Origin of the sequence: Bacillus cereus, assembly GCF_015071065.1 — a bacterium.
GTDB classification, from domain to species: domain Bacteria; phylum Bacillota; class Bacilli; order Bacillales; family Bacillaceae_G; genus Bacillus_A; species Bacillus_A cereus_BA.
Genome location: NZ_VOVA01000001.1, coordinates 68,623 through 90,642, shown reverse-complemented (window position 1 = coordinate 90,642; position 22,020 = coordinate 68,623). Strand labels below are relative to the sequence as shown.

Genomic DNA, 22,020 nt, shown 5'->3' with positions numbered 1-22,020 from the left:
GTCGATACATGTTGTATAATCTTGCGTGGGAAGCTATCATATAAATGTATAAAACGTTTACTAACATACGCGAAGGGAAGAATAGCATGTCACATTCAATCGAACAACTTTCTATCAACACGATTCGCACATTATCCATTGATGCGATTGAAAAAGCAAACTCTGGTCACCCAGGAATGCCAATGGGTGCAGCACCAATGGCTTATACATTATGGACTCAATTTATGAAACACAATCCAAATAACCCAACGTGGTTTAACCGCGATCGTTTCGTATTATCTGCAGGTCATGGTTCAATGTTACTATACAGCCTACTTCATCTATCTGGTTATGACCTAACAATGGATGATTTAAAGAACTTCCGTCAATGGGGAAGCAAGACTCCAGGACATCCTGAGTATGGTCACACAGCAGGTATAGACGCAACTACTGGTCCACTTGGACAAGGTATTGCAACTGCTGTAGGTATGGCAATGGCTGAAAGACACTTAGCGGCTAAATATAACCGTGATGCGTATAATGTAGTAGATCATCATACATACGCTATTTGTGGTGATGGAGATTTAATGGAAGGCGTTTCTGCTGAAGCATCTTCATTAGCTGCTCATTTGCAATTAGGTCGTCTTGTTGTGTTATACGATTCAAACGATATTTCATTAGATGGCGATTTAAATCGTTCATTCTCTGAGAGTGTAGAAGATCGTTACAAAGCATACGGCTGGCAAGTAATTCGTGTTGAGGATGGAAACGATATTGAAGCAATTGCAAAAGCAATTGAAGAAGCGAAAGCTGACGAAAAACGCCCAACGCTAATTGAAGTAAGAACGACAATTGGTTTCGGTTCTCCAAACAAATCAGGAAAATCAGCTTCACACGGTTCTCCGCTTGGTGTAGACGAAACAAAATTAACGAAAGAAGCATATGCTTGGACTGCTGAACAAGATTTCCATGTAGCAGAAGAAGTATATGACAACTTCCGTAAAACGGTACAAGATGTTGGTGAAACGACGCAAGCTGCATGGAACACGATGCTCGGTGAATATGCACAAGCATATCCAGAATTAGCAAACGAGCTGCAAGCAGCAATGAATGGTCTTCTTCCAGAAGGTTGGGAACAAAGCTTACCAACTTATGAATTAGGATCAAAAGCAGCAACACGTAATTCTTCAGGTGCTGTAATTAATGCTATTGCAGAGTCTGTACCATCATTCTTTGGTGGATCAGCGGACCTTGCTGGTTCTAACAAAACATACATGAATAACGAAAAAGACTTCACAAGAGCTGATTACAGCGGTAAAAACATTTGGTACGGCGTTCGTGAGTTTGCGATGGGTGCAGCAATGAACGGTATTGCACTACATGGCGGTTTGAAAACTTACGGTGGTACGTTCTTCGTATTCTCTGACTACTTACGTCCAGCAATTCGCCTTGCAGCATTAATGCAATTGCCTGTAACGTATGTATTCACACATGATAGTATCGCTGTTGGTGAAGATGGTCCAACACATGAGCCGGTTGAACAATTAGCAGCACTTCGTGCAATGCCAAACGTTTCTGTTATTCGTCCAGCAGACGGTAACGAATCAGTTGCAGCTTGGAGACTAGCTCTAGAATCTACAAAAACACCAACTGCATTAGTGTTAACTCGTCAAGATCTTCCAACATTAGAAGGTGCAAAAGACGATACTTATGAAAAAGTAGCAAAAGGTGCATATGTAGTTTCTGCAAGCAAGAAAGAAACTGCTGATGTAATCTTAATTGCAACTGGATCTGAAGTAAGCTTAGCGATCGAAGCGCAAAAAGCTCTAGCAGCAGACGGCGTTGATGCAGCTGTTGTTAGCATGCCATCTATGGATCGCTTTGAAGCTCAAACTGCTGAGTACAAAGAATCTGTACTACCAAAAGCAGTAACGAAACGTTTCGCAATTGAAATGGGTGCTACAATTGGATGGCACCGTTACGTAGGTCTTGATGGAGATGTACTAGGTATTGACACATTCGGTGCTTCTGCTCCTGGTGAGAAAATTATGGAAGAGTATGGATTTACTGTAGAGAACGTTGTTCGTAAAGTAAAAGAAATGCTTTAATGATTTTAGAAAAATCTCTCCAGCATGGGGAGATTTTTCTATGTAATTGAGTTTTTTCGACAGAAAAAGTTTTTTCTCTCTCCGTAGTCAGACAATCATTGCAAATTTTCTCTTATATAATGTAGGGAAAAGGTTGTCCAGATCGGGAGGGGAAAAATGAAAACGTATGAATTGTATTTAATTCAAGAGGATATTGCGAAAGCTTACTTTGGTCGTGAATATTTGTTTTTTGATTTATTTGCTCGATTTTCAGAATCTGGGTCCCTTTCGGAGAAGAAAGTATTATATAAACAAATGACGTATATTACGATGCCGTTACAAGTAATGAAACTTCATCATAAATTAGAACAAGCTTTGCGTGTTCTTGGCAAATATGAAAGAACAAATCATACTCATACGCTTTATACAGGAGCCGAATACGGCGAAATAATGGTGAAACCACAATATATTCGAATGAATACTTCTGGAAATGTATCCATGGAAACAACTTTCTTTGAGGTGCTTAGAAAGTGTGAGTTAACATTTTTGGCGATGGATTATGAAAATAAAAAGTACGGTTGGTTAAATCCTCTCAAACAAGTACGAACATATGTGTAAAAAAATGTCGAATAGTATCTTGTCTTATTGAAAAGGTTTTAGTACACTGTAAGGTAGACAACATGAAGGAGGAAAAGATATGCCAATGTGGTTAGGTATTCTAGTGGGCGTAGTAGCACTAGTAGCAGGCGTGGCGTTAGGATTTTTCATTGCCCGCAAATACATGATGAATTACTTACAAAAAAATCCACCAATTAACGAACAAATGTTAAAAATGATGATGATGCAAATGGGACAAAAACCTTCCCAAAAGAAAATCAATCAAATGATGAGCGCGATGAACAAGCAACAAACAAAATAAGCGCAAAAGGGCACTCTTACCGAGTGCCCTTTTCTTTTGGGTGCAAAAGATATTTAAAACTTTTAAAAATTCTGTGTTTTTGTTAAACTGAAAATATCGCTCATTTTAAGGGAGGAGGATAAATATGAAAGTGTTTTTTAATTTAGCTTGGTTTTTTAAACAAGAAAAACGAGCGTACATAATCGGAATTATTATGTTATTTGGTGTCGCGCTTCTTGAACTTGTAGCGCCAAGAGTACTAGGCATTGTAGTAGATGAAATTAATAATGGAACATTAACGTCTGAAAAATTGTTGAACTGGGTTATTCTATTAGTAGTTGTAGGAATTACGATGTATATATTACGTTACTTATGGCGTATTATGATTTTTGGATCTTCTTTAAAACTAGCTCGTCAATTGAGAAAGAATTTATATGAGCATTTTACAAAGATGAGCCCATCCTTTTATCAATCACGTCGTACGGGCGATTTGATGGCACATGCGACAAATGATATTCAGGCGATTCAACAAACTGCTGGGTCAGGTGTGTTAACACTCGTTGATTCATTAGCTGTTGGAGGATGTGTACTCGTAGCGATGGGGTTTACAATTAGCTGGAAGTTAACGTTATTAAGTTTAATTCCGATGCCAATTGTAGCTATTTCTACAAAATATTATGGAACTTTATTACATAGAAGATTTCATAAAGCACAGCAATCGTTTTCTGAAATCAATGATAAAGTACAAGAAAGTATGAGTGGGATGAAGGTAATTCGCTCACTTGGACAAGAGAAAGAGGATTTACAATCGTTTCGGAAGAAATCGGAAGATGTCGTACATAAAAATATGCTAGTCGCACGTGTTGACTCGTTATTCGATCCAACGATTGCCCTAATTGTTGGATTTTCATTTTTAATCGCAATTTGTTACGGATCATTATTAGTTGTACGGGGCGAATTAACTGTAGGAGAATTAGTAACATTTACAACATACTTAGGGACTCTTGTATGGCCAATGTTAGCTTTTGGATGGCTATTTAATATTATGGAGCGTGGACGTGCTTCGTATGATCGTGTGGAGAAAATACTTTCACAAACTTCGGATGTAGTGAATAAGGAAAATGCTATACATGCTATAGCAAGTGGTGATGTTTCGTTTGCTGTTGATTCGTTTTCTTATAAAAAGAATGAACTATTAAACTTAAAAGATATTTACTTTAACTTAAGAAAAGGTGAAACGTTAGGAATTGTAGGGCGTACCGGTGCAGGGAAGACGACGTTATTAAAATGTTTAATTCGCGAGTATGATCACTTTAATGGTGAATTAAAAGTTGGTGAGCGGGATATTCGAGATTTAACACTTCACGGTGTACGCTCTGCAATTTCATACGTACCGCAAGATCATTTTTTATTTTCAGCGAGTATTGGGGAGAACATTGCTTTTGGAAAGGCCGATGCTACATATAAAGAAATTAGCAGGGCTGCGGAGATTGCTTGTATTCATGATGATATTACTCAATTTTCGGAAGGATATGAAACGGTAGTAGGTGAAAGAGGGGTTTCGCTATCAGGAGGTCAAAAACAGCGGATTTCAATTGCACGTGCGTTATTAACGAATGCTGAAATTTTAATTTTAGATGATTGTTTATCAGCTGTAGATGCAAAAACAGAAGAAACTATATTAACTGCATTGAAACGAGAAAGAGCAGAAAAAACGACGATTATTACTGCGCACCGTTTAAGTGCGATTCAGCATGCAAATCTTATTCTTGTTATTGATGAAGGTAAGGTTATGCAGCGAGGAACACATGAACAACTAATGAACGAAAATGGTTGGTATAAAGAAATGTATGAAAGCCAGCAGTTAGAGACATTGGTAGAGAAAGGAGGCGTATGATGGCTGAGAAAAAGCGGGGGGATTTAAGGAGATTGCTTTCTTATATGAGACCTTATAAAGGATTATTAGCATTAGCATTTTTATTTCTAGTTGGTGCAACTGTAACTGAAATGATGGGTCCTTTTTTAATTAAACAATTTCTTGATGACCACTTAGTACCACGTAACTTTGAACAATCAGCACTTGTTACTCTATTTGTAGTGTATATTATTGCCCACTTATTAAATGTATTATTTACGTATTTAGACTTATTGTACTTTCAAAATATCGCTTTTAAGATTGTTCAAGATATGCGAGTTGAAGTGTATGAACATGTTCAAAAATTGGCACTAAGTTTCTTTGATCGTACGCCGATTGGTACGCTCGTATCTCGTATAACGAATGATACGGAAGCGATTAAAGATTTTTATGTTAGTGTACTATCAACATTCGTGAAAAATGTAGTCTTTTTAGTAGGGATTTTAGTAGCGATGTTTTTACTAGATGTAAAATTAGCGCTATTTTCTCTCATATTAATTCCAATTATGTTTGCGATGATGGTGCTGTATCGCCGGAAAAGTGCAGCTTTTTATTTAGAGGTACGTAATCAACTGAGTGTATTAAATGCAAAGTTAAATGAGTCCATTCAAGGGATGAATATTGTTCAAGTGTTCCGGCAAGAAAAGCGGATGAGAAAAGAGTTTGAAGAAGTGAACAACAAGCATTATAGTGCTGGACGTCGTACATTGAAATTAGATGCATTACTTTTACGTCCAGCAACAGATCTTGTTCATATTGTAGCAATTGCGTTAGTTCTTGGTTTATTTGGAATTGACGCTTTAAAGAGTCCTGTTGAAGTAGGGGTTTTATATGCTTTCGTTAACTATATTCATCGTTTCTTCCAGCCGGTAAATGAGATGATGATGAAACTATCTTTCTTCCAACAAGCGCTTGTTTCATCATCGCGTGTATTTCATTTAATGGATGATAAAGATTTAGCTCCTGTTCAAATGGGGAGTGAAAATCCACGAGTAGTTAACGGGGAAATTCAGTTTAAAGATGTTACTTTTTCATATGATGGAAAGCGTGACGTTTTAAAAAATGTATCTTTTCACGTAAAGCCAGGGCAAACGGTTGCTTTCGTTGGACACACTGGTAGTGGTAAGAGTACAATTATGAATTTGTTAATGAGATTTTACAATATTAAATCAGGTAATATTGTAATAGACGGAGTGGGTTTAGAGAAGTTTGAAGAACAAGAAATACGAAAGAAAATTGGCCTTGTGCTGCAAGATGCATTTTTATTTGCAGGAAATGTAAAGCAAAATATTCGTATGTATAATGAAGAGATTACGGATGAAGAGATAGAAGAAGCGGCGCAATTTGTGCAAGCGAATACGTTTATTGAAAAATTACCAGAGAAATATGATACAGAAGTAGTCGAAAGAGGAGCTGCGTTTTCTAGTGGTCAAAGGCAATTGATTGCTTTTGCTAGAACGATAGCAACTAATCCGAAAGTATTAGTATTAGATGAAGCGACGGCAAATATTGATACAGAAACAGAGGAGGCTATCCAAACGGCATTACAGCAAATGCGAAAAGGTAGAACAACGATAGCGATTGCACATAGATTGTCTACAATCCAAGATGCGGATCAAATATTTGTAATGCATGAAGGAGAAATCATAGAAAGAGGAACACATCAAGAGTTGCTTAGTAAACAAGGACTTTATTACAATATGTACTTATTACAAAACAAAGGGAGTTTGCAACAGGCCTTGTAATTACAAGGTCTTTTTTTGAGGGATTAAAAGTATATAATGAGGTTTTTGGTGGACAGTGTATTCTTAATTTCACTTTTTTCTTAAACATCTCGACAAAATAAATATATTAGAACTTTATTACTATAGCATAAACGTCGTGTCCTCTAACTGAAGTTGTACATATTGTATACGGAATAAAAAAATTTGATAGGAGCTTTTATATGCAAAATAGATCCAGTTCAAATATTACGTTTATCGATGTGTCTCATTGGGAAGGAAACATTGATTGGAATGCTGTGAAGTCATCTGGCATCCCAGCGGCGTATGCAAAAGCGACGGAAGGTGTGAACTATATTGACCCTACTTTCGTTCAAAATGTACAAGCTGCGAGAAATGCGAATGTATTAATCGGTGCATATCATTTTGCACACCCAGAACAAAATGATGCAATTTCAGAAGCGAAATATTTTGTGAATATATTACAGAGTAATCAGACGGACTTAATTCCTGTTTTAGATTTAGAATCGCCAACGGATACTAGCAATAGTAATTTAACGGGTGCGACTATATCGAATTGGGCAAGAAGTTTCGTAAATTATGTGAAACAAGCTACTGGGAAAAATGTAATGTTATATACAGGAGTTTGGTATATTAATGAATTTGGAATTAACGGGTTAAGTGACATTCCACTTTGGATTTCCAGATATTCTAGTACACCGCCTGCTGATGCTGGTGGATGGACAGAGTGGACAGCGTGGCAGTATACAGATTCTGGTCAAATTTCAGGTGTGGGAAATTGTGATGTATCAGCGGCTGTTTCATTAGAAGCTTTACAAGGAAATGGAGCAAGTGGTGGAGGTAATGTTCCCGCGCCTAATAATGCAACTCCAGTATATGGAGTTGCTATAATTAATGGGGATAATGTAAATTTACGAAGTGGACCATCTTTACAGTCTAGTGTAATTCGCCAATTGAATCGTGGCGAATCATATGAAGTTTGGGGAGAACAAGATGGATGGCTCTGTTTAGGGACAAATCAGTGGGTATATAATGATTCAAGTTATATTCAGTATAAACATTATGTGGCAACTATTACTGGCGATAATGTGAATCTGCGAGACGCTCCATCATTAAACGGGAATGTTATAAGACAGTTACATCATGGTGAATCATATCGAGTATGGAGCAAGCAAGATGGATGGCTTTGCTTAGGGACAAATCAATGGGTATACTATGATTCAAGTTATATTCAGTATGGTGTACAATAAAGTGAACTTAAAAGGTATCTCGCCTGAGGTACCTTTTATAAAAAATATATAATTTTTACAAAGTGTATATTGAAAGCATATTATAATATAATAGATATATGTTTAAAAATAATCGGAAATGAAATAAAGGAGTAATAATATGGATTATGTGCTAATAGGTGGGATTTTAATATTATTAGCTGTAGTGTTTGTACTGTTTTATAAAAATAAACAGTTAGAATCAGAGAGTCAGCAAGTAGAGTTTGAAAAGAAACAAGCGATTGAAACGTATGAAAATGAGATTGCAGCCACGATTACAGAGCATAAAGAACAACAGGATACTTTAAAGAATATGGAACAGAAAAAATATAATGATTTACAGGTGAATACAGCTAGAGAACTTGAAAATATGCGTATGATGAAAAATCAATTGGCTGTTCAACATAGTAAAGAACGTAGTGAAATGCAAGATAAACATAGTAATGAAATACATATGTTTCGAAATTTAATTGCGGATTTACGAGAATATGCCAAAAATGGTGCTGAAGTGAATGCGCATGAAACATTACATTATATGAAGCGAGGTTTCGTTGAGCAAGGAATAATACTAGAAGAAGAGTTTCATATTATACCGAACGTTTTTATGAGAAGTAATAAATATAGAGATAAACGTGACATAAATGATAATCGAATCCACCACCTCATCTTATGTAAAACTGGCATGTATCTACTTGAGACGAAAGAATGGACGGGGACATTAATTCATGGTTTAACGAGAAAAAATGCTGGTATATATTCATTTATGATTGAGGAAATTGGTAAGTATCAACATGAAATTGAAAAAGAAGAGACGTTTGAATTTATTACGGATGGAACTTCATTAACTTTGCAAGTAAGAAATGAAGGGAATCCAGCGTATAAAGCGAAAATACTATCTCAAACTTTATATAATTGTTTGGAAGAAATGCAAGTAGATATTGTAAAGGAAAAAGTAAAACCAATTGTATATTTTGAAAATGAGAGTGGCAAAGAAGTTATTGATCTTTCTAATGAAAAATTGCCGAGATTAAAAGATAGAGAGCAAATTGTAACGTTTTTCAGAAATGAAATTTTAACAGGTAAAGTAATATATACAGCACAAGAACTACAAAAGATTAGAGAAATGATTGGCCAGATGAATTATGTTGCGAAGTGAAAAATAAAGTAAAGCTTTAATCAGTGGGGTTTTATGGGCATCCCGACTCCTATCCTTTACAGCCGAATTTTGAGGTGGGGAGTCTAACTGCCCGCAAATAGCGGGATAAAGTAGGTGTTATCTGGGTGGAGAAAGGTAAAAGTGCTATATTGTGGGGAATGTTGTACATTTATTTTTGTTTGTATGTATTCATGTACATTGTGTTTATTTTCGTTATTGATATGGTTCATATGTCATTGAGTGTAATGAGTATTTTTGTAGTAGGAATGCCTTTTATTTTATTAGTTATTATTCAAAAGTCTATCTTACATGTTTCGGCAAGACGTGATAAAGGTAAGAAACAACTGTTCACTATAATGATGGTGGGTCTCATTCCATTGATAGTATGCACCGTACAATTAAGTATAAATAAATATACTTCAAACTTTAATCAGGATCGGTGGTTAAATTATGAAGAAAAACGAGTACATATGGTAGATGACCTATTACAGCAGCATAAATTGATAGGGAAATCAAGCGAAGAAATCACAAAATTATTAGGGGCCCCTATGGAAACAAGAAGTTGGGAAGAGGGAATTACCACTTTGTACTATCTTGGGAATGAACGTGGTTTCATTTCTATAGATAGTGAATGTCTTGTTTTGCAATTTGATAAAGATGATAGAGTTATAGAGTATAAGGTACAACGAGATTGAAATAGTGAGAGGGGAAGCTATATCTTTTATAGCTTCTTTTCTATATTCCAATATAGAAAAAGTAGGCAAATAGTAGTCATTCCTATCTATACGAATGAGATAGAGTTTGTTATATTGTAAAGGGTTATTTAGTTTAGAAGTTTGCTAGATAGCCTTAAAATTTTTAGATTAGGGAGGGAAGTTAACACGAGTTTAGATATAAGCGTGTTAAATAATTATTATGAAAAAAGGATTTTATAATGTTTTAGCTGCATCAATTGTATTTAGTATAGTAACGATTCCAACTTTTTCCTATGCTGACACAGTAGAAAAGACCGTAACAATTTCAACTGACGAGCAAGCTTTAAAAAGTATTGAAACCCATATGAAAGATGAAGATGGGCGTGGAGAGGACAAAGGAATAACAAATGAAGCGCAAGGAGATTTTCTTGTACATATAATAAATTCAACTGCTTTATATGATTCTGCTGATTTACAAAAAGCGACAGGTGTTCAGATTTCAAATCAAGTAGTGAAAGCTGAGAAACGAAAAGGAAACGCTTACTATGTTGAAACATCATCTGGAGCTGGGTGGATACAAAATAGTGAAGGAAACGTAGAGGTTAAGGAAATTTATCACTTATCAAATGAACAGTTAGTAATTAATGAAGAAACAGCTACATATTCCGCACCATTCAATTCATATAAAGAAGAGAAAGTATTACAGCCACAAACAATTATTGCAATTGGACAAGCTGGAGAGTGGTTCCAAGTCCAAATAGATAATGAGGTGAAATGGATTAATTCACCTTCAGCAAAATTTGAGGGTACAAAAGCATCTCTTATTCAAAGCACAATCCCAACTCGTAAGAAACGTGAAGCGGTTATGTATGCAGCGCCATCAGCAGAGAAAACAACGGATATTTACGGTGTACCATTAAAGGAAATGATTGTACCAACAGGAAATGAAAATATTCGTCCAGGCTATGCGATGAAACCAAAATACATTACAATTCATGAGACGGATAATTATAGTGTTGGAGCAAATGCTAGAAACCATGCACAATATTTATACAGTCAAGCAACAGGAACGACTGATCGTTCAGCATCTTGGCATTTTACAGTAGATGATAAAGAAATTTATCAACATCTACCATTAAATGAAAATGGTTGGCATGCTGGAGATGGAGCAGAAGGAACTGGTAATAGAGAATCAATTGCTATTGAAATTGCTGTCAACCAAGATGGTGATTATAATAAAGCTGTGGAAAATGCTCGCAAACTAGCGGCTTATTTAATGGGCGAATTAAACATTCCTTTAGAAAATGTGAAAAAACATCAATTTTGGAGCGGGAAGAATTGTCCGGCCATTATGATAAAGAATAATGCATGGGAGCCATTCTTGCAGGGAACAAAAGCTTATTATGATGCGAATCATAAAGATGATATTACAGGTGGTTGGTATGAAGCGGATATTCGTGAATTAGATAAAAGAGGTATTATGGTTGGAGATGGAAATGGTTCTTATTGGCCGGAACGTCTTGTAACACGCGGAGAATTTGCGAATTTAGTTTCAAGATCATTACAATTACCAGAGGGGAAATCGAATTTCAAAGATTTAAACACAGCACATCCATCGCTAGTAGATGGTATTAATCGTGCAGCTAGTGCTGGAATTATAAGTGGACGAGGGAATGACCTGTTTGCACCGAATGATACGATTAAACGTGATGAAGCTGTCATTATGATTGATCGAGCGTTACAATACAAAAATATTAAAGGTAATTTAGTTCAATTACCATTTACGGATCAAAATTTAGCGTATGATAAACAAGCTGTCCAACGTGTTTATGGACTTGGAATTGTAAAAGGAAATGAGAACAATGAGTTTATGCCGAAAGGTTCTGCAACACGTGGAGAATCGGCAGCATTTATTAATAGAATGTTAAAAGTAATAGAGAAGTAAATAATAGAAAGGCATTCGCTTTAGCGAGTGCTTTTTTATTTTTCAATATGTTATAGAAAGGGGATGTGAATTTTGACTGGAATAAGGAATGAAAGCGGGGGTGATGCATATATTTAGATGCATTGGGTAGTTTTTTGTAATTTTGTATAAAACGAAAAGGAGGTAAGACGGTGAAAGCGATACCGACTGATGTCCTGAGTAAGGAATTGATGGAAAGAGAAGGGGTTATATCTATTACAGTGAATGAATTTGAAAAGATAGAAGTGGCCGGAGTTGTTGTCTCTGGACCAGCTGTAATTTTGATTAATCAAGATTAAGTACATATTATCAATATAGAAAAGTAGTAAAAGCATCCGTTTAGGGTGCTTTTTGTTTGTATAGAAGTGTGTATATGATAGATAATTGGGGTATTGGAGGGGGAGTATGTGACAATTATTATAACAATGTTATTAATGGGAGTTTTATTAGGATTTGTCGGAGCAGGAGGAGCAGGATTTATCATCGCCATACTCACTCTAGTATTCCATATCCCTATTCATGTTGCGCTTGCAACATCTTTAACTGCGATGGCATTTACGACATTATCTGGAGTAGTAAGTCATTACCGAGAAGGGAATGTTGTGCTTGTAATAGGCGGAGTTGTTGGGGGATTTGGTGCGTTTGGATCCTATATTGGTTCAAAGTTTGGTTCGTTAATACCAGCACATCTGTTGCATTGGTTTACAGCCGGTATGTTATTTTTATCGGCAATTTTTATGTTTATTCGGTTGATTATGTTTCAAAAAAGATCACAGTCGTCTTTAAAAGGGCATAAAGAACTTTCGAAAGATAACGTGATTAAATGTATATTCCTCGGATTGGTGACTGGAATTTTAGCTGGTTCATTTGGTATTGGTTCAGCACCTTTTATCCAACTCGGATTAATAGTTCTATTAGGTTTAACAATCCGTCAATCTGTAGGGACGACAATGCTCGTTATATTACCAATCGCAATTGGAGGTGGGCTTGGATATAGTTCGGAAGGGTATTTAGATTATGTATTATTAGTACAAGTTTTAATCGGGACAATGTTAGGCGCATATATAGGAGCTAAGTTTACAAATTATGCACCTCGCATGCTTCTAAGGTTTTCGATGATTATGACACCAATATTAGCTGGATGTATGTTGTTAGTAGATTAAAGAGAATATATAGAAACATATTAATATATTTTACGAATGAATTATGTAAGTAATTCATATTTCTCATATAAAAGGATTTACTTTAATATAATGAGTGTAAAGTTCGAGTATTCGAAGTATTACTTGAATTATATCCCTATCCCTTTTCTAAAAAATGCGAACAAGTTTTGCCCTATTCTATTCAATAGTTTATTGTATAGAAATATATTGTTCGATGACCATTATGGAACGCACATAATGGGTAAATCCCGATCCTTAAAGAGGATGCCCCTAATCTTCATGTGAAAATATGATCGGATAAGAAAGCTGACCAATTTATGGTCAGCTTTCTTTTTGTTCAAAGAGTAATTCTTCTTTAATTTCTGTTTGCAATAATAAAGTTTTTCCGAAGCGTCGTTTGCATTCAGCCCGTACTTTTTGGATTGCTAGTAGCTGGGAAGTGGCGGGCACTGTGACGATAGCCTGCCGAGGTTTTCGATTTTCTTCACAAAAAACACATTCCACGACATATTTAGAAATCATAATTTCATCCTTTCGGTTTGAATTTCTAAGAAGGGACTGCTCATGAAGTTGATGTAAACTTTCGGCATCTTTTTACTTATTTCCTCTTTTTTCAAAGGGGAAATAAAAAAGAAGGCGAATTTTAGTAGGGGAGGGATGTATATGGAGAGATGGATAGGTACGGCAGCTATTTGTATGAATGAAAGAAATGAAATTTTAATGGTATTGCAAGGAAAAGAAGGGGAAGAAAAAAGGTGGTCTGTCCCAAGTGGAGGACTTGAAAAGGGAGAAACACTAGAAGAATGTTGTATTCGAGAAGTTTGGGAGGAAACAGGTTACAATGTGGAGGTTGTAAATAAAATATACGAAAAAGAAGGTATTACATACGGGATTCCGGTGTATGTTCATTATTACTTTGTTAAAAAAATAGGCGGTAATATGAAAATCCAAGATCCGGATGAGTTAATACATGAGATTGATTGGAAAGGAATAGATGAAGTGAAAAAATTATCTTTATCGTTTCCAGAAGATTATGATCTATTATATAAATATACAAATAAAAAAGAAAGTGTTTAAACACTTTCTTTTTTAATGTATCCAAGATAAGAAAAGCGGAACGATAACTAAACTAGCTCCAGCTGTTAAAAGCATTGATAAACTTGCAATTGTACCTTCTACAGGACCGATTTCAAATGCTTTTGATGTTCCGGTTCCATTCGCGCTAGTACCTAGCATTATACCTTTTGCGAGCGCTGTTTTAATACGGCATATGCGTATGAGCGTAGGACCGAGTAATGCTCCAGTTAAGGCAGTTAATACGACGAAAACGGCTGTTAATTGTGACATGCCGCCAATCATTTCTGAAATAGCCATTGCAATAGGTGTTGTTACAATGTGCGGTGCTAAACTTTGTTCTATTGTAGAGTCAATTTGAAAAAAATCAGCTAATAGTGCGGAAGTAATAACCGATAGAAATGAACCAACAATGACATTAATTAAAATGGCCATTCCATGTTTTTTTAATAAATTAAAGTGTTTATAGATTGGCCATGCGAAAGCAACTGTAGCAGGTTTTAATAATTCTGTTAGCCAATGACTACCAGATTCGTAGGTTTCGTATGGTGTATCTAATCCGAGTAATAAAGCAATTAAAATGATTGGGCATACAAGAAGGGGAGAAAGTAAGCTCCAATTCCAGCGTTGATACATTTTTTTAGATACCCAATATGTGAATAGTGTTAATAGTAAACAAAGAAAGCCGATCATTGTGTTGATCCTTTCCGCTTTAATAGCAATTCTGTTAAAAGTCCTGTTACGAGAGTGACACAAAGTGTACTAATCACGATAATTAAAATGAGATCGATTCCATATTGTGATAATGTATCTTTGTAACGAATGACAGCGACTGCAGAAGGGATGAAAAATAAAATAAGTTCTTTTAATAAAAAGTCTGCACCGTCTTGTATCCATTCTTTTTTCACTATATTAAATTTTAATGAGATTAATAATAAAAAAATACCGATTATACTTCCTGGAACTTGGAGGTGTGCCTGTTTTGCAATCCATTCACCTGTCCAAGCGAAACAAAATAATAATAAAATTTGTCCGCTTAACTTCCACCATTTCATACAGTAACCACCTCTTTGTTTTTTACATAGAAATTGTAAAAAATAATTAACAATTTCTACTATACGTTCATTCGAAAAATTTGTCTAATATATAAATTATATGTTATTAATATATTAGATGTATTAATCGAAAGTGAAAAGGGTGTCCAAAATGGAATTACGGCATTTGCAATATTTTGTTGTAGTGGCAGAGGAATTGCACTTTGGACGAGCGGCTGCTCGTCTACAAATGACACAACCACCACTTAGTCAACAAATTCAGCAATTAGAAAAAGAAATGGGAGTTATGTTATTTTCAAGAACGAAGAGAAAGGTTGAATTAACAGAAGCAGGAGGAATGTTTTTAAAAGAAGTAAAAAAAGCGTTTGAACAAATTGAAAAAGCAGTAGAAGTTGCACAAAGTGCTCAAAGGGGAGAAGTTGGATCACTTTCAATTGGTTTTGTAGGTGCGGCGATATATGATATTTTACCGTCAATCGTCAGGGAGTATAGAAAGAAATTTCCAAGAGTGTCTGTTGCATTACATGAATTGTCAACACCGGATCAGGTGCATGCACTTCATGATAATCGAATTGATATTGGATTTTTACGTCCGCCAATTCCAACGCAATTACTTGAGTTAGAACCAATTCAAAAACTTTCGTGTACGTTATGCTTACCGAAGGCGCATCCACTTGCTGAAAAGGACGAAATACATATCGAAGATTTAAGGGATGAACCGTTCGTATTTATTACGAGACCAGTATGGCCAGCGTTATACGATACAATTTTATCACTTTGCCGCGCTGTCGGTTTTAGTCCGCACATTGTACAAGAAGCAACGGAGTATCAAACTGTCATGGGGCTTGTAGCAGCAGGTATTGGAATTACGGTAATACCTGTATCCGCAAATAAATTGTATAAAACAGAAGTTGTATATAAAGAGTTATGTGATTCTAATTTTGTTGCAGAAATGTCAGTGGCTTATAAAAAAATGAATAACAATCCAGAGTTGTTAGAGTTTTTGAAAATTGCAAGAGAGAAAAAACGAATAGAAATAGGAGATGAGAAGGACGAGTAGTAATCGTGACGGAAAAGCGATTTAATTTATATATATAAAAGTACACCTTATTAAACAATAAAGCGGAAATGCATTTGAGTTGCCTTTCCACTTTATTGTTCTTTTTTTAGCTCGATACTAAATAGATAAACGTGTTCGTTTTCTTTTAAGAGTAACTCAATGCTTGGTTCTTCATCAATTGTAGGGACGATTACAGTATCTTTACTTGTTTTTATTACAGCAGCTAAAATTGTTTTTTGATTGTATTTTACGTTTTTAGTAGATTGAATTGTAGTAGTTACAGAACTATTTACGTTTGGAGGAGTCTCTTCCGAAACAAGCGTTGAACCACCTTCGATATTAATATACCATTGACCTTTTTCTAGTACATCTTTATCCAATTGGAAATGTGGTGCTATGAAAGAAAGCCTTATTTTCTTTTCTAAAAAATGTGATGAGGCTATGTTAGCAATCTCTTTCATTTTTGTACCATTTTGATAATATTCAATCACAGCGTTTAGTTCATCTTTATTGTTTTTGATTGTAACATCATAAAACATTCTATTTTCTTCACCTATAGGAGTCATTTGTAAAATATCAGATTGCTCTTTTGTTAATTTATAAGGTTTAACAGTGGCACCTTCATTGTTTTTTAGTGGGCTACAACTAGTGAGAAGTAGTAAGGATAAGGTAAATAGCAATTTTATACGCATATAATGCTCCTTTCTTTTTTTACAATCATATTATAAATATCCTTTAATTACCATTTTGTGTTCTAGGACTAAAGGCTTAGTAAAGATTCCGATTGAAGTGCGATGTTTAAAATGTCATATTTTTATACACTAGTAGTATAGAATGCGTATGTTATGAAGCAAGGTAGGGGGAAATTATGTCTTTATTTCGGTTAGCGAGAAAAAATATACAAACATTTGCTGCCCAAAGGTTAAAACAATTTATGTGGATTGCTATGAATACAATGCTTTGTTTTTTTATGATATCATTCCGATTTAATGAAGCTGTAATAAATAAAGCGGAATATACACCTATGTTTGTAAAGTGGTTTTATGCTATGTTTCTATTTATAGTTTTTGTGTGTATTTTCGTTACATATAAAATGACAAGCTCTCTTTTACAGGTAAGAAGAGAGGAGTTTAAATCGTATGAAGTAGTGAAGATGACAAGAAAAGAAATGTTATGTTTATTATGTCAGGAGCAATTATTAACTTACGGAGGAGCTTTTGTTTTCGGATTAATTCATGGTATGTTATTTTTGAAATTATTTATTATTATTTTTATGAAAGCAGTAGGAATCCAAGGGATAACCAATGCACCGATTCCGATGTATGCGGTAGTGATAACAGCAGTTGTTATGATAACCGTAATTATAGTATCAATTTGGCAATGTTGTAGATTTACACAAAGGTTAACGGGTGAAAATTCGCATGAAACGAGGAGAAAGGCATGAGAAATCATGGCTTTTTCTTCATTTTACACACGTTATTAATCATGATACAGTGGGAAGAACTGAAAAAAAGAGTTAAGAAGAAAGGTTGTATGGAATGATAAATGAGCAAGCGATCGTAAAAGTTGATCGATTAACAAAGCGAATTGGTTCAAAGACGTTAGTAGAAAATATTAGTTTTGAAGTGAAAAAGGGTGAAGTAGTTGGCTTATTAGGACCAAATGGTGCTGGAAAAACGACATTAATGCGAATGATGGTCGGAATGATTCGTATGACAGAAGGAGAAGTATGGATTGATGGCCAATCTGTAAAACAGCAATTTGAAAAAACTGCTGCGAAAATTGGTGCTGTAATTGAGACACCGGAATTTTATCCTTTTTTAAGCGGCTATGAAAATTTAACATATTTCGGACGAATGAATGGCAATGTGACTGAAGAACGTATCGATGAAGTTGTGCAACTATTAGGAATGGGACAAGTGATTGACCGTAAAGTAAAAGCATATTCACTCGGTATGAGACAACGTTTAGGAATTGCTCAGGCACTTATACATAATCCAGATGTATTAATACTAGACGAACCAACGAACGGATTAGATCCTAGTGGTATACATGAAATGCGGATGTACATAAAGAAAATTGCACATGAACAAGGAAAAGCTGTTCTTGTCTCTAGTCACTTACTCTCAGAAGTTGAATTAATGTGTGACAGGGTTATTATTATTCAGCATGGAGAATATGTCGCAACACAAAATATTCAAAGTGATAAAAAGGAAGAAACAGAAGAAATACATATACGTGTAGATGATGCGAATAAAGCGGCAGAGGTTTTAGAATACGACGTTTTAGTAAAAGAAAACGAATTAATTATACATGTGAAAGATGAAGAAATTCCAAATATTCTTCGTACATTGATGGAGAAAAATATTCAAGTTTATCGTGTTTATGAGGAAAGAAAAACGCTAGAAGAGCAGTTTTTAGAATTAACAGGGGGAAAAGATATTGTTTAATTTAGTTTATAACGAGCTGTATAAAATATTTAAGCGAAAGCGAACGATTATTCCTTTTGCAGTTATAGCGGTATTAATTATTGGATTAGGATGGGTTACGGTAAAGTATTTAGAGCCAGAAACAAAAGGGTGGAAAGCGGATTATACAGAACGCACTGTAGAAATTGAGAAAAAGCTCGGCATGAAAAAGGAGGATATTTTAGCAGAAAAGTCAGGGGACGAGCTTGTAAAAGAATATCAACTGAAGATGAAGTATTTAGAAACGAATACAGCGCCAGCAAGTAGTTCTCCACTTTCTTTCATGAGAGATACTGGTTTTATTGTTTTTCCTATATTACTTCCGTTTATTCTCGTATATGCGAGTACAATTTTTGCGAATGAATATAGCTGGGGAACATATAAATTTTTAACGATTCGTCCAGCAAGCAGATTTAAAATTTTAACATCGAAATTTTTGGCCATCGTTATATTTGCGGCATTATTATTTATCTTTAATATGATTTTTTCAACATTATGTGGGCTAATTGTTTATAAATTCCAACAACCATCCTGGACTGAATTTATCGTTCAAGACGGAAATATTATAAAACAAAACATTTTCGTGGAAGCAAGTAAATATTATATTTTATCTTGGTTACCAACTCTTGTATATGCTGCATTTGCCTTTATGATTTCTGTTTTAACGAGATCAAGTGGAGGTGCAATTGGTATTTCTTTATTCCTTGCTTTATCAGGAGGAATAGCACTAATTCCAGCAGCAAGATATGAATGGGCGAAATATTTATTACCAGCGAATACAGATTTATATGGGCTTTTAAAGGGTGGAAGCTTTATTGATGGAGTAACATTCCCATTTGCTTCTTGTATGCTTCTTCTATACTTAGCTGTATTTTTAGGGATTTCCTATACTGTATTTATAAAACGAGATTTAACAGCATAAGCAAAAGCCGTTAAGGGTATAACTTAACGGCTTTTTGTTTGTAATAATTGATGAATAGCTTCTTCGGCTAATAAGGCGAAATACTCCGCGCTAATAGGTAATGCTTTTTCATCTACTGTAAAAGCTGGATGATGCCATTCATGTGTACCACTTGTTCCCATAAAGACGAATGAACCTGGTGTTTCTTGTTGGTAAAAAGAAAAATCTTCTCCTGCCATTGATGGTGTAGGAGAGATAACGTTTAGATTCATTTTCTCTGCAATCTGAACAGAAAGATCAGTGAGTACTTTATCGTTTTGAACAGCAGGAGGACCTGGGTAAAATCGAAATTCTGTTTTTACACCTAGTGCATCAGAAACGCCTTTAATGATACGTTCCATTAATGCCGAAATCTTTTCACGTGTTTCAGCTTGGAATGTACGGACAGTTCCTTCTAATATTGCTTTTTCGGGAATAACGTTCCACGTATTCCCTGAATGAATGTTTGTTACACTTACGACAGCGTTATGAGAAGAACTAATATTTCGGCTTACAATTGTTTGAAGTGCCATAACGATTTGAGATGATGCAACGATAGGATCGACGCCGGCATCAGGCACAGCTGCATGTGTCCCAATACCATGAATTTCAATTTCAAATCGATCTACTCCGGCCATTAGTGGACCGTCTTTAATACCGATTGTACCTACTGGTAAATCGGGCTTATTATGCATACCAAAAACGGCTTGCACATTCTTTAAATGTCCAGCTTCAACAACTTTACATGCTCCGTTTCCACTTTCTTCAGCAGCTTGGAATATAAAGCGAACAGTTCCTTTAAGAGAAGCTTCTTTTTCTTTTAATAAGTAAGCCGCACCCAACATAGCAGCTGTATGAAAATCATGCCCACAAGCATGCATTTTACCATGTATTTTTGAAGTGTATGGAAGGTCTGTTTCTTCCTGGATAGGAAGGGCATCGATATCAGCACGAAGCGCTACAACTGGACCGTTTTTATTACCAGAAATTTCAGCGATAATTCCTGTTTCTAAGTTGGAATCAATAATGGTGATATTGGCCTCGTCTAACCAATTTTTTATCGCTTTTGTCGTTTCAAATTCTTCGTATGATAGTTCTGGATTTTCATGTAAATGCCGACGAATGGAAATAAGTTTTTCTGTTAATTGATGTGGAATAGATGCCACTTATTATGCCCTCTTTCTTAAGTGAAATATTTGTATTCATTATATAACACAATAATAAAAGAGAGGATTCTCAAATGAAAATCCTCTCTCGTTTATGCCGCAACTTTTTTATGAGTATGCTGTTTTCTATACCGTCCACGCATTGCATAGGCAATTTGCGGGATTGCGATACCGATTAAAATAAGTGATACACCGTACCATTGTGAAGATAGTACAGCTTCTTTTAAAACGAATACAGACATAATTGTTGTAACTGGTAGTTCCGCTGCACCAAGAATAGTTGCTAAGCCAGACCCGATTTTTGGAATACCGATTGTAAAGGCAATGGACGGAATAACGATACTAAATATTCCTAATCCCAAGCCGTATTTCCAAAGGCCTTGAGAAATTGCTCCGTTAAAAATAAATGTTGGCGGGAATACGATCATGACTAGAGTTAAAGCGCCAGCCATTAAAAGGACACCGCGTGGTAATGAAGGTACTTCAACGGCAACTTTACCACTTACGAAAATGTATGTTGCAAATGTAACAGCAGATAATAAGCCTAAAATGATTCCAGTCGTATCGAAATCACCAGCTGCTGTTTCTAATAACCCACTTGATAAAAATGTACCTGCAAGTAAGAAGATTACTGAAATAACTTTTTCTTTTGAAGGTAATGTTTTTGTTACGACTGCTTCAATGATAATCCCAACCCAAACGAACTGGAATAAAAGTATAATTGCAATAGAAGCTGGTACAGTTTTTAAAGAAGCGTAATAAAAAATTCCAGTAAAACTTGCAGACGTTCCTGCGACGAATAAAATTAACATTTGTTTTAGTGGAACACGATGTCTAGAAAATAGAAGTGTAATAGCAAGTAAAATAATCCAACCGAACAAATACTGGCTACCAATTACCTCTCCAAGTGAAAACCCTTCTGCATATGCAAGTTTAACAAAAATAGCTAAAACCCCATAACTACACGCTCCTAATAAAACTAAAAGAGAATAACGAAGCATGAAAAATTCCTCCCATCTATATGAAATTGTTCCGTAACGGACATATATAACTAGAGGGAGTATACAAAATTAAAAATGAAGGGTCAAATGAAAGAAAAGTGAGAAATTTTATAGAATAATAATAAAAGTATGATATTTATGCATAATCTTGAAATTTATAATAATTAAAGTATTGTAAAATCAGCTTTATGTTGTATAAAGACAGCATTTGAAAAAAATTTTTTAGGGTTGATATGTGTGAAGTTAATTGTAATGTGCTAATGATTTGAGAAACTGTGGAACCTTTGTTATGTTAGTAACAATTAGAAAGAGTTTCATAATTCAATTGATATTTTTTTTATATAATGGAAGGGATTGAAAACGTTTTATCCCGCGTTAACGGGCAGTAAG

22 protein-coding genes are annotated in these 22,020 nt (G+C 35.2%); 16 read left to right on the top strand and 6 right to left on the bottom strand.

Going from position 1 to position 22,020, the window contains the following annotated elements:
- Window positions 1–86: 86 nt before the first annotated feature.
- From tkt to FT637_RS00435, 11 genes are all read left to right on the top strand, one after another.
- On the top strand, window positions 87–2,087 hold the full coding sequence (gene tkt / locus FT637_RS00485) for a transketolase (protein ID WP_193644738.1): 2,001 nt from the start codon (window positions 87–89) through the stop codon (window positions 2,085–2,087).
- Between the two features lie 156 nt (window positions 2,088–2,243).
- The gene (sirA, locus tag FT637_RS00480) at window positions 2,244–2,684 is read left to right on the top strand and encodes a sporulation inhibitor of replication protein SirA (protein WP_193644737.1); all 441 of its coding nucleotides are present in this window, start codon (window positions 2,244–2,246) and stop codon (window positions 2,682–2,684) included.
- 79 nt (window positions 2,685–2,763) lie between these two features.
- Complete coding sequence (locus FT637_RS00475) at window positions 2,764–2,985, top strand: YneF family protein (protein ID WP_001132292.1); 222 nt, start codon at window positions 2,764–2,766, stop codon at window positions 2,983–2,985.
- Window positions 2,986–3,109: 124 nt separating this feature from the next.
- On the top strand, window positions 3,110–4,861 hold the full coding sequence (locus FT637_RS00470; RefSeq protein ID WP_193644736.1) for an ABC transporter transmembrane domain-containing protein: 1,752 nt from the start codon (window positions 3,110–3,112) through the stop codon (window positions 4,859–4,861).
- Window positions 4,861–6,624 (top strand): ABC transporter ATP-binding protein, encoded by a 1,764-nt coding sequence (locus tag FT637_RS00465; protein WP_193644735.1) that lies wholly within the window; start codon window positions 4,861–4,863, stop codon window positions 6,622–6,624. The genes FT637_RS00470 and FT637_RS00465 overlap by 1 nt, the downstream gene beginning before the upstream one ends.
- 200 nt (window positions 6,625–6,824) lie before the next feature.
- Entirely contained in the window at window positions 6,825–7,871 is a 1,047-nt protein-coding gene (locus FT637_RS00460) for a GH25 family lysozyme (RefSeq protein ID WP_193644734.1), read from the top strand.
- A 139-nt stretch (window positions 7,872–8,010) separates the two neighbouring features.
- Window positions 8,011–9,045, top strand: coding sequence for a nuclease-related domain-containing protein (locus FT637_RS00455; RefSeq protein WP_193644733.1), 1,035 nt, complete (start codon window positions 8,011–8,013; stop codon window positions 9,043–9,045).
- A gap of 125 nt (window positions 9,046–9,170) precedes the next feature.
- Complete coding sequence (locus FT637_RS00450; protein WP_193644732.1) at window positions 9,171–9,740, top strand: hypothetical protein; 570 nt, start codon at window positions 9,171–9,173, stop codon at window positions 9,738–9,740.
- Window positions 9,741–9,960: 220 nt separating this feature from the next.
- Window positions 9,961–11,685, top strand: a complete 1,725-nt coding sequence (locus FT637_RS00445) for an S-layer homology domain-containing protein (protein WP_193644731.1) — start codon at window positions 9,961–9,963, stop codon at window positions 11,683–11,685.
- 170 nt (window positions 11,686–11,855) lie between these two features.
- Window positions 11,856–12,002 (top strand): BC1881 family protein, encoded by a 147-nt coding sequence (locus FT637_RS00440; protein WP_193644730.1) that lies wholly within the window; start codon window positions 11,856–11,858, stop codon window positions 12,000–12,002.
- Between the two features lie 108 nt (window positions 12,003–12,110).
- Window positions 12,111–12,866, top strand: a complete 756-nt coding sequence (locus FT637_RS00435) for a sulfite exporter TauE/SafE family protein (RefSeq protein WP_193644729.1) — start codon at window positions 12,111–12,113, stop codon at window positions 12,864–12,866.
- A gap of 321 nt (window positions 12,867–13,187) precedes the next feature.
- Here FT637_RS00435 and FT637_RS00430 read toward each other — a convergent pair whose 3' ends face one another.
- Window positions 13,188–13,388, bottom strand: coding sequence for a DUF3903 domain-containing protein (locus tag FT637_RS00430; RefSeq protein WP_002121502.1), 201 nt, complete (start codon window positions 13,386–13,388; stop codon window positions 13,188–13,190).
- Window positions 13,389–13,529: 141 nt separating this feature from the next.
- On the opposite strand from FT637_RS00430, the gene FT637_RS00425 reads away from it, so the two are divergent.
- On the top strand, window positions 13,530–13,943 hold the full coding sequence (locus FT637_RS00425) for an NUDIX hydrolase (protein ID WP_193644728.1): 414 nt from the start codon (window positions 13,530–13,532) through the stop codon (window positions 13,941–13,943).
- Window positions 13,944–13,955: 12 nt separating this feature from the next.
- On the opposite strand, the gene FT637_RS00420 is transcribed toward FT637_RS00425, so the two are convergent.
- Both FT637_RS00420 and FT637_RS00415 read right to left on the bottom strand, forming a co-directional pair.
- The gene (locus FT637_RS00420; RefSeq protein WP_193644727.1) at window positions 13,956–14,633 is read right to left on the bottom strand and encodes an LrgB family protein; all 678 of its coding nucleotides are present in this window, start codon (window positions 14,631–14,633) and stop codon (window positions 13,956–13,958) included.
- Window positions 14,630–14,995: a CidA/LrgA family holin-like protein gene (locus FT637_RS00415; RefSeq protein ID WP_193644726.1), complete on the bottom strand. Its 366-nt coding sequence runs from the start codon at window positions 14,993–14,995 to the stop codon at window positions 14,630–14,632. The genes FT637_RS00420 and FT637_RS00415 overlap by 4 nt, the downstream gene beginning before the upstream one ends.
- A gap of 151 nt (window positions 14,996–15,146) precedes the next feature.
- Between FT637_RS00415 and alsR the strand changes: the two genes are divergently transcribed.
- Entirely contained in the window at window positions 15,147–16,055 is a 909-nt protein-coding gene (gene alsR / locus FT637_RS00410) for an acetoin biosynthesis transcriptional regulator AlsR (RefSeq protein WP_193644725.1), read from the top strand.
- 92 nt (window positions 16,056–16,147) lie between these two features.
- Here alsR and FT637_RS00405 read toward each other — a convergent pair whose 3' ends face one another.
- Window positions 16,148–16,747 carry a histidine kinase gene (locus tag FT637_RS00405; RefSeq protein WP_193644724.1) on the bottom strand — a complete coding sequence of 200 codons (600 nt, stop codon included), beginning with the start codon at window positions 16,745–16,747 and terminating at the stop codon, window positions 16,148–16,150.
- 176 nt (window positions 16,748–16,923) lie between these two features.
- Here FT637_RS00405 and FT637_RS00400 point away from each other — a divergent pair, with 176 nt between their 5' ends.
- The 3 genes from FT637_RS00400 (at window position 16,924) to FT637_RS00390 (ending at window position 19,445) form a co-directional block, all read left to right on the top strand.
- Window positions 16,924–17,499, top strand: a complete 576-nt coding sequence (locus FT637_RS00400) for an FtsX-like permease family protein (protein WP_193644723.1) — start codon at window positions 16,924–16,926, stop codon at window positions 17,497–17,499.
- Between the two features lie 94 nt (window positions 17,500–17,593).
- Entirely contained in the window at window positions 17,594–18,505 is a 912-nt protein-coding gene (locus FT637_RS00395; RefSeq protein WP_193644722.1) for an ATP-binding cassette domain-containing protein, read from the top strand.
- Window positions 18,498–19,445 carry an ABC transporter permease gene (locus tag FT637_RS00390; protein WP_193644721.1) on the top strand — a complete coding sequence of 316 codons (948 nt, stop codon included), beginning with the start codon at window positions 18,498–18,500 and terminating at the stop codon, window positions 19,443–19,445. Before FT637_RS00395 ends, FT637_RS00390 begins: the two co-directional genes overlap by 8 nt.
- Before the next feature lie 23 nt (window positions 19,446–19,468).
- On the opposite strand, the gene FT637_RS00385 is transcribed toward FT637_RS00390, so the two are convergent.
- Window positions 19,469–20,629, bottom strand: a complete 1,161-nt coding sequence (locus FT637_RS00385; protein WP_193644720.1) for a M20 peptidase aminoacylase family protein — start codon at window positions 20,627–20,629, stop codon at window positions 19,469–19,471.
- Window positions 20,630–20,721: 92 nt separating this feature from the next.
- On the bottom strand, window positions 20,722–21,630 hold the full coding sequence (locus FT637_RS00380) for an EamA family transporter (RefSeq protein ID WP_193644719.1): 909 nt from the start codon (window positions 21,628–21,630) through the stop codon (window positions 20,722–20,724).
- Window positions 21,631–22,020 lie beyond the last annotated feature (390 nt).

Coding starts and splice junctions, on each gene's coding strand:
- tkt (WP_193644738.1), top strand. CDS start 87: ATGTCACATTCAATCGAACAACTTTCTATCAACACGATTCGCACATTA.
- sirA (WP_193644737.1), top strand. CDS start 2,244: ATGAAAACGTATGAATTGTATTTAATTCAAGAGGATATTGCGAAAGCT.
- FT637_RS00475 (WP_001132292.1), top strand. CDS start 2,764: ATGCCAATGTGGTTAGGTATTCTAGTGGGCGTAGTAGCACTAGTAGCA.
- FT637_RS00470 (WP_193644736.1), top strand. CDS start 3,110: ATGAAAGTGTTTTTTAATTTAGCTTGGTTTTTTAAACAAGAAAAACGA.
- FT637_RS00465 (WP_193644735.1), top strand. CDS start 4,861: ATGGCTGAGAAAAAGCGGGGGGATTTAAGGAGATTGCTTTCTTATATG.
- FT637_RS00460 (WP_193644734.1), top strand. CDS start 6,825: ATGCAAAATAGATCCAGTTCAAATATTACGTTTATCGATGTGTCTCAT.
- FT637_RS00455 (WP_193644733.1), top strand. CDS start 8,011: ATGGATTATGTGCTAATAGGTGGGATTTTAATATTATTAGCTGTAGTG.
- FT637_RS00445 (WP_193644731.1), top strand. CDS start 9,961: ATGAAAAAAGGATTTTATAATGTTTTAGCTGCATCAATTGTATTTAGT.
- FT637_RS00430 (WP_002121502.1), bottom strand. CDS start 13,388: ATGATTTCTAAATATGTCGTGGAATGTGTTTTTTGTGAAGAAAATCGA.
- FT637_RS00425 (WP_193644728.1), top strand. CDS start 13,530: ATGGAGAGATGGATAGGTACGGCAGCTATTTGTATGAATGAAAGAAAT.
- FT637_RS00420 (WP_193644727.1), bottom strand. CDS start 14,633: ATGATCGGCTTTCTTTGTTTACTATTAACACTATTCACATATTGGGTA.
- FT637_RS00415 (WP_193644726.1), bottom strand. CDS start 14,995: ATGAAATGGTGGAAGTTAAGCGGACAAATTTTATTATTATTTTGTTTC.
- alsR (WP_193644725.1), top strand. CDS start 15,147: ATGGAATTACGGCATTTGCAATATTTTGTTGTAGTGGCAGAGGAATTG.
- FT637_RS00405 (WP_193644724.1), bottom strand. CDS start 16,747: ATGCGTATAAAATTGCTATTTACCTTATCCTTACTACTTCTCACTAGT.
- FT637_RS00400 (WP_193644723.1), top strand. CDS start 16,924: ATGTCTTTATTTCGGTTAGCGAGAAAAAATATACAAACATTTGCTGCC.
- FT637_RS00395 (WP_193644722.1), top strand. CDS start 17,594: ATGATAAATGAGCAAGCGATCGTAAAAGTTGATCGATTAACAAAGCGA.
- FT637_RS00380 (WP_193644719.1), bottom strand. CDS start 21,630: ATGCTTCGTTATTCTCTTTTAGTTTTATTAGGAGCGTGTAGTTATGGG.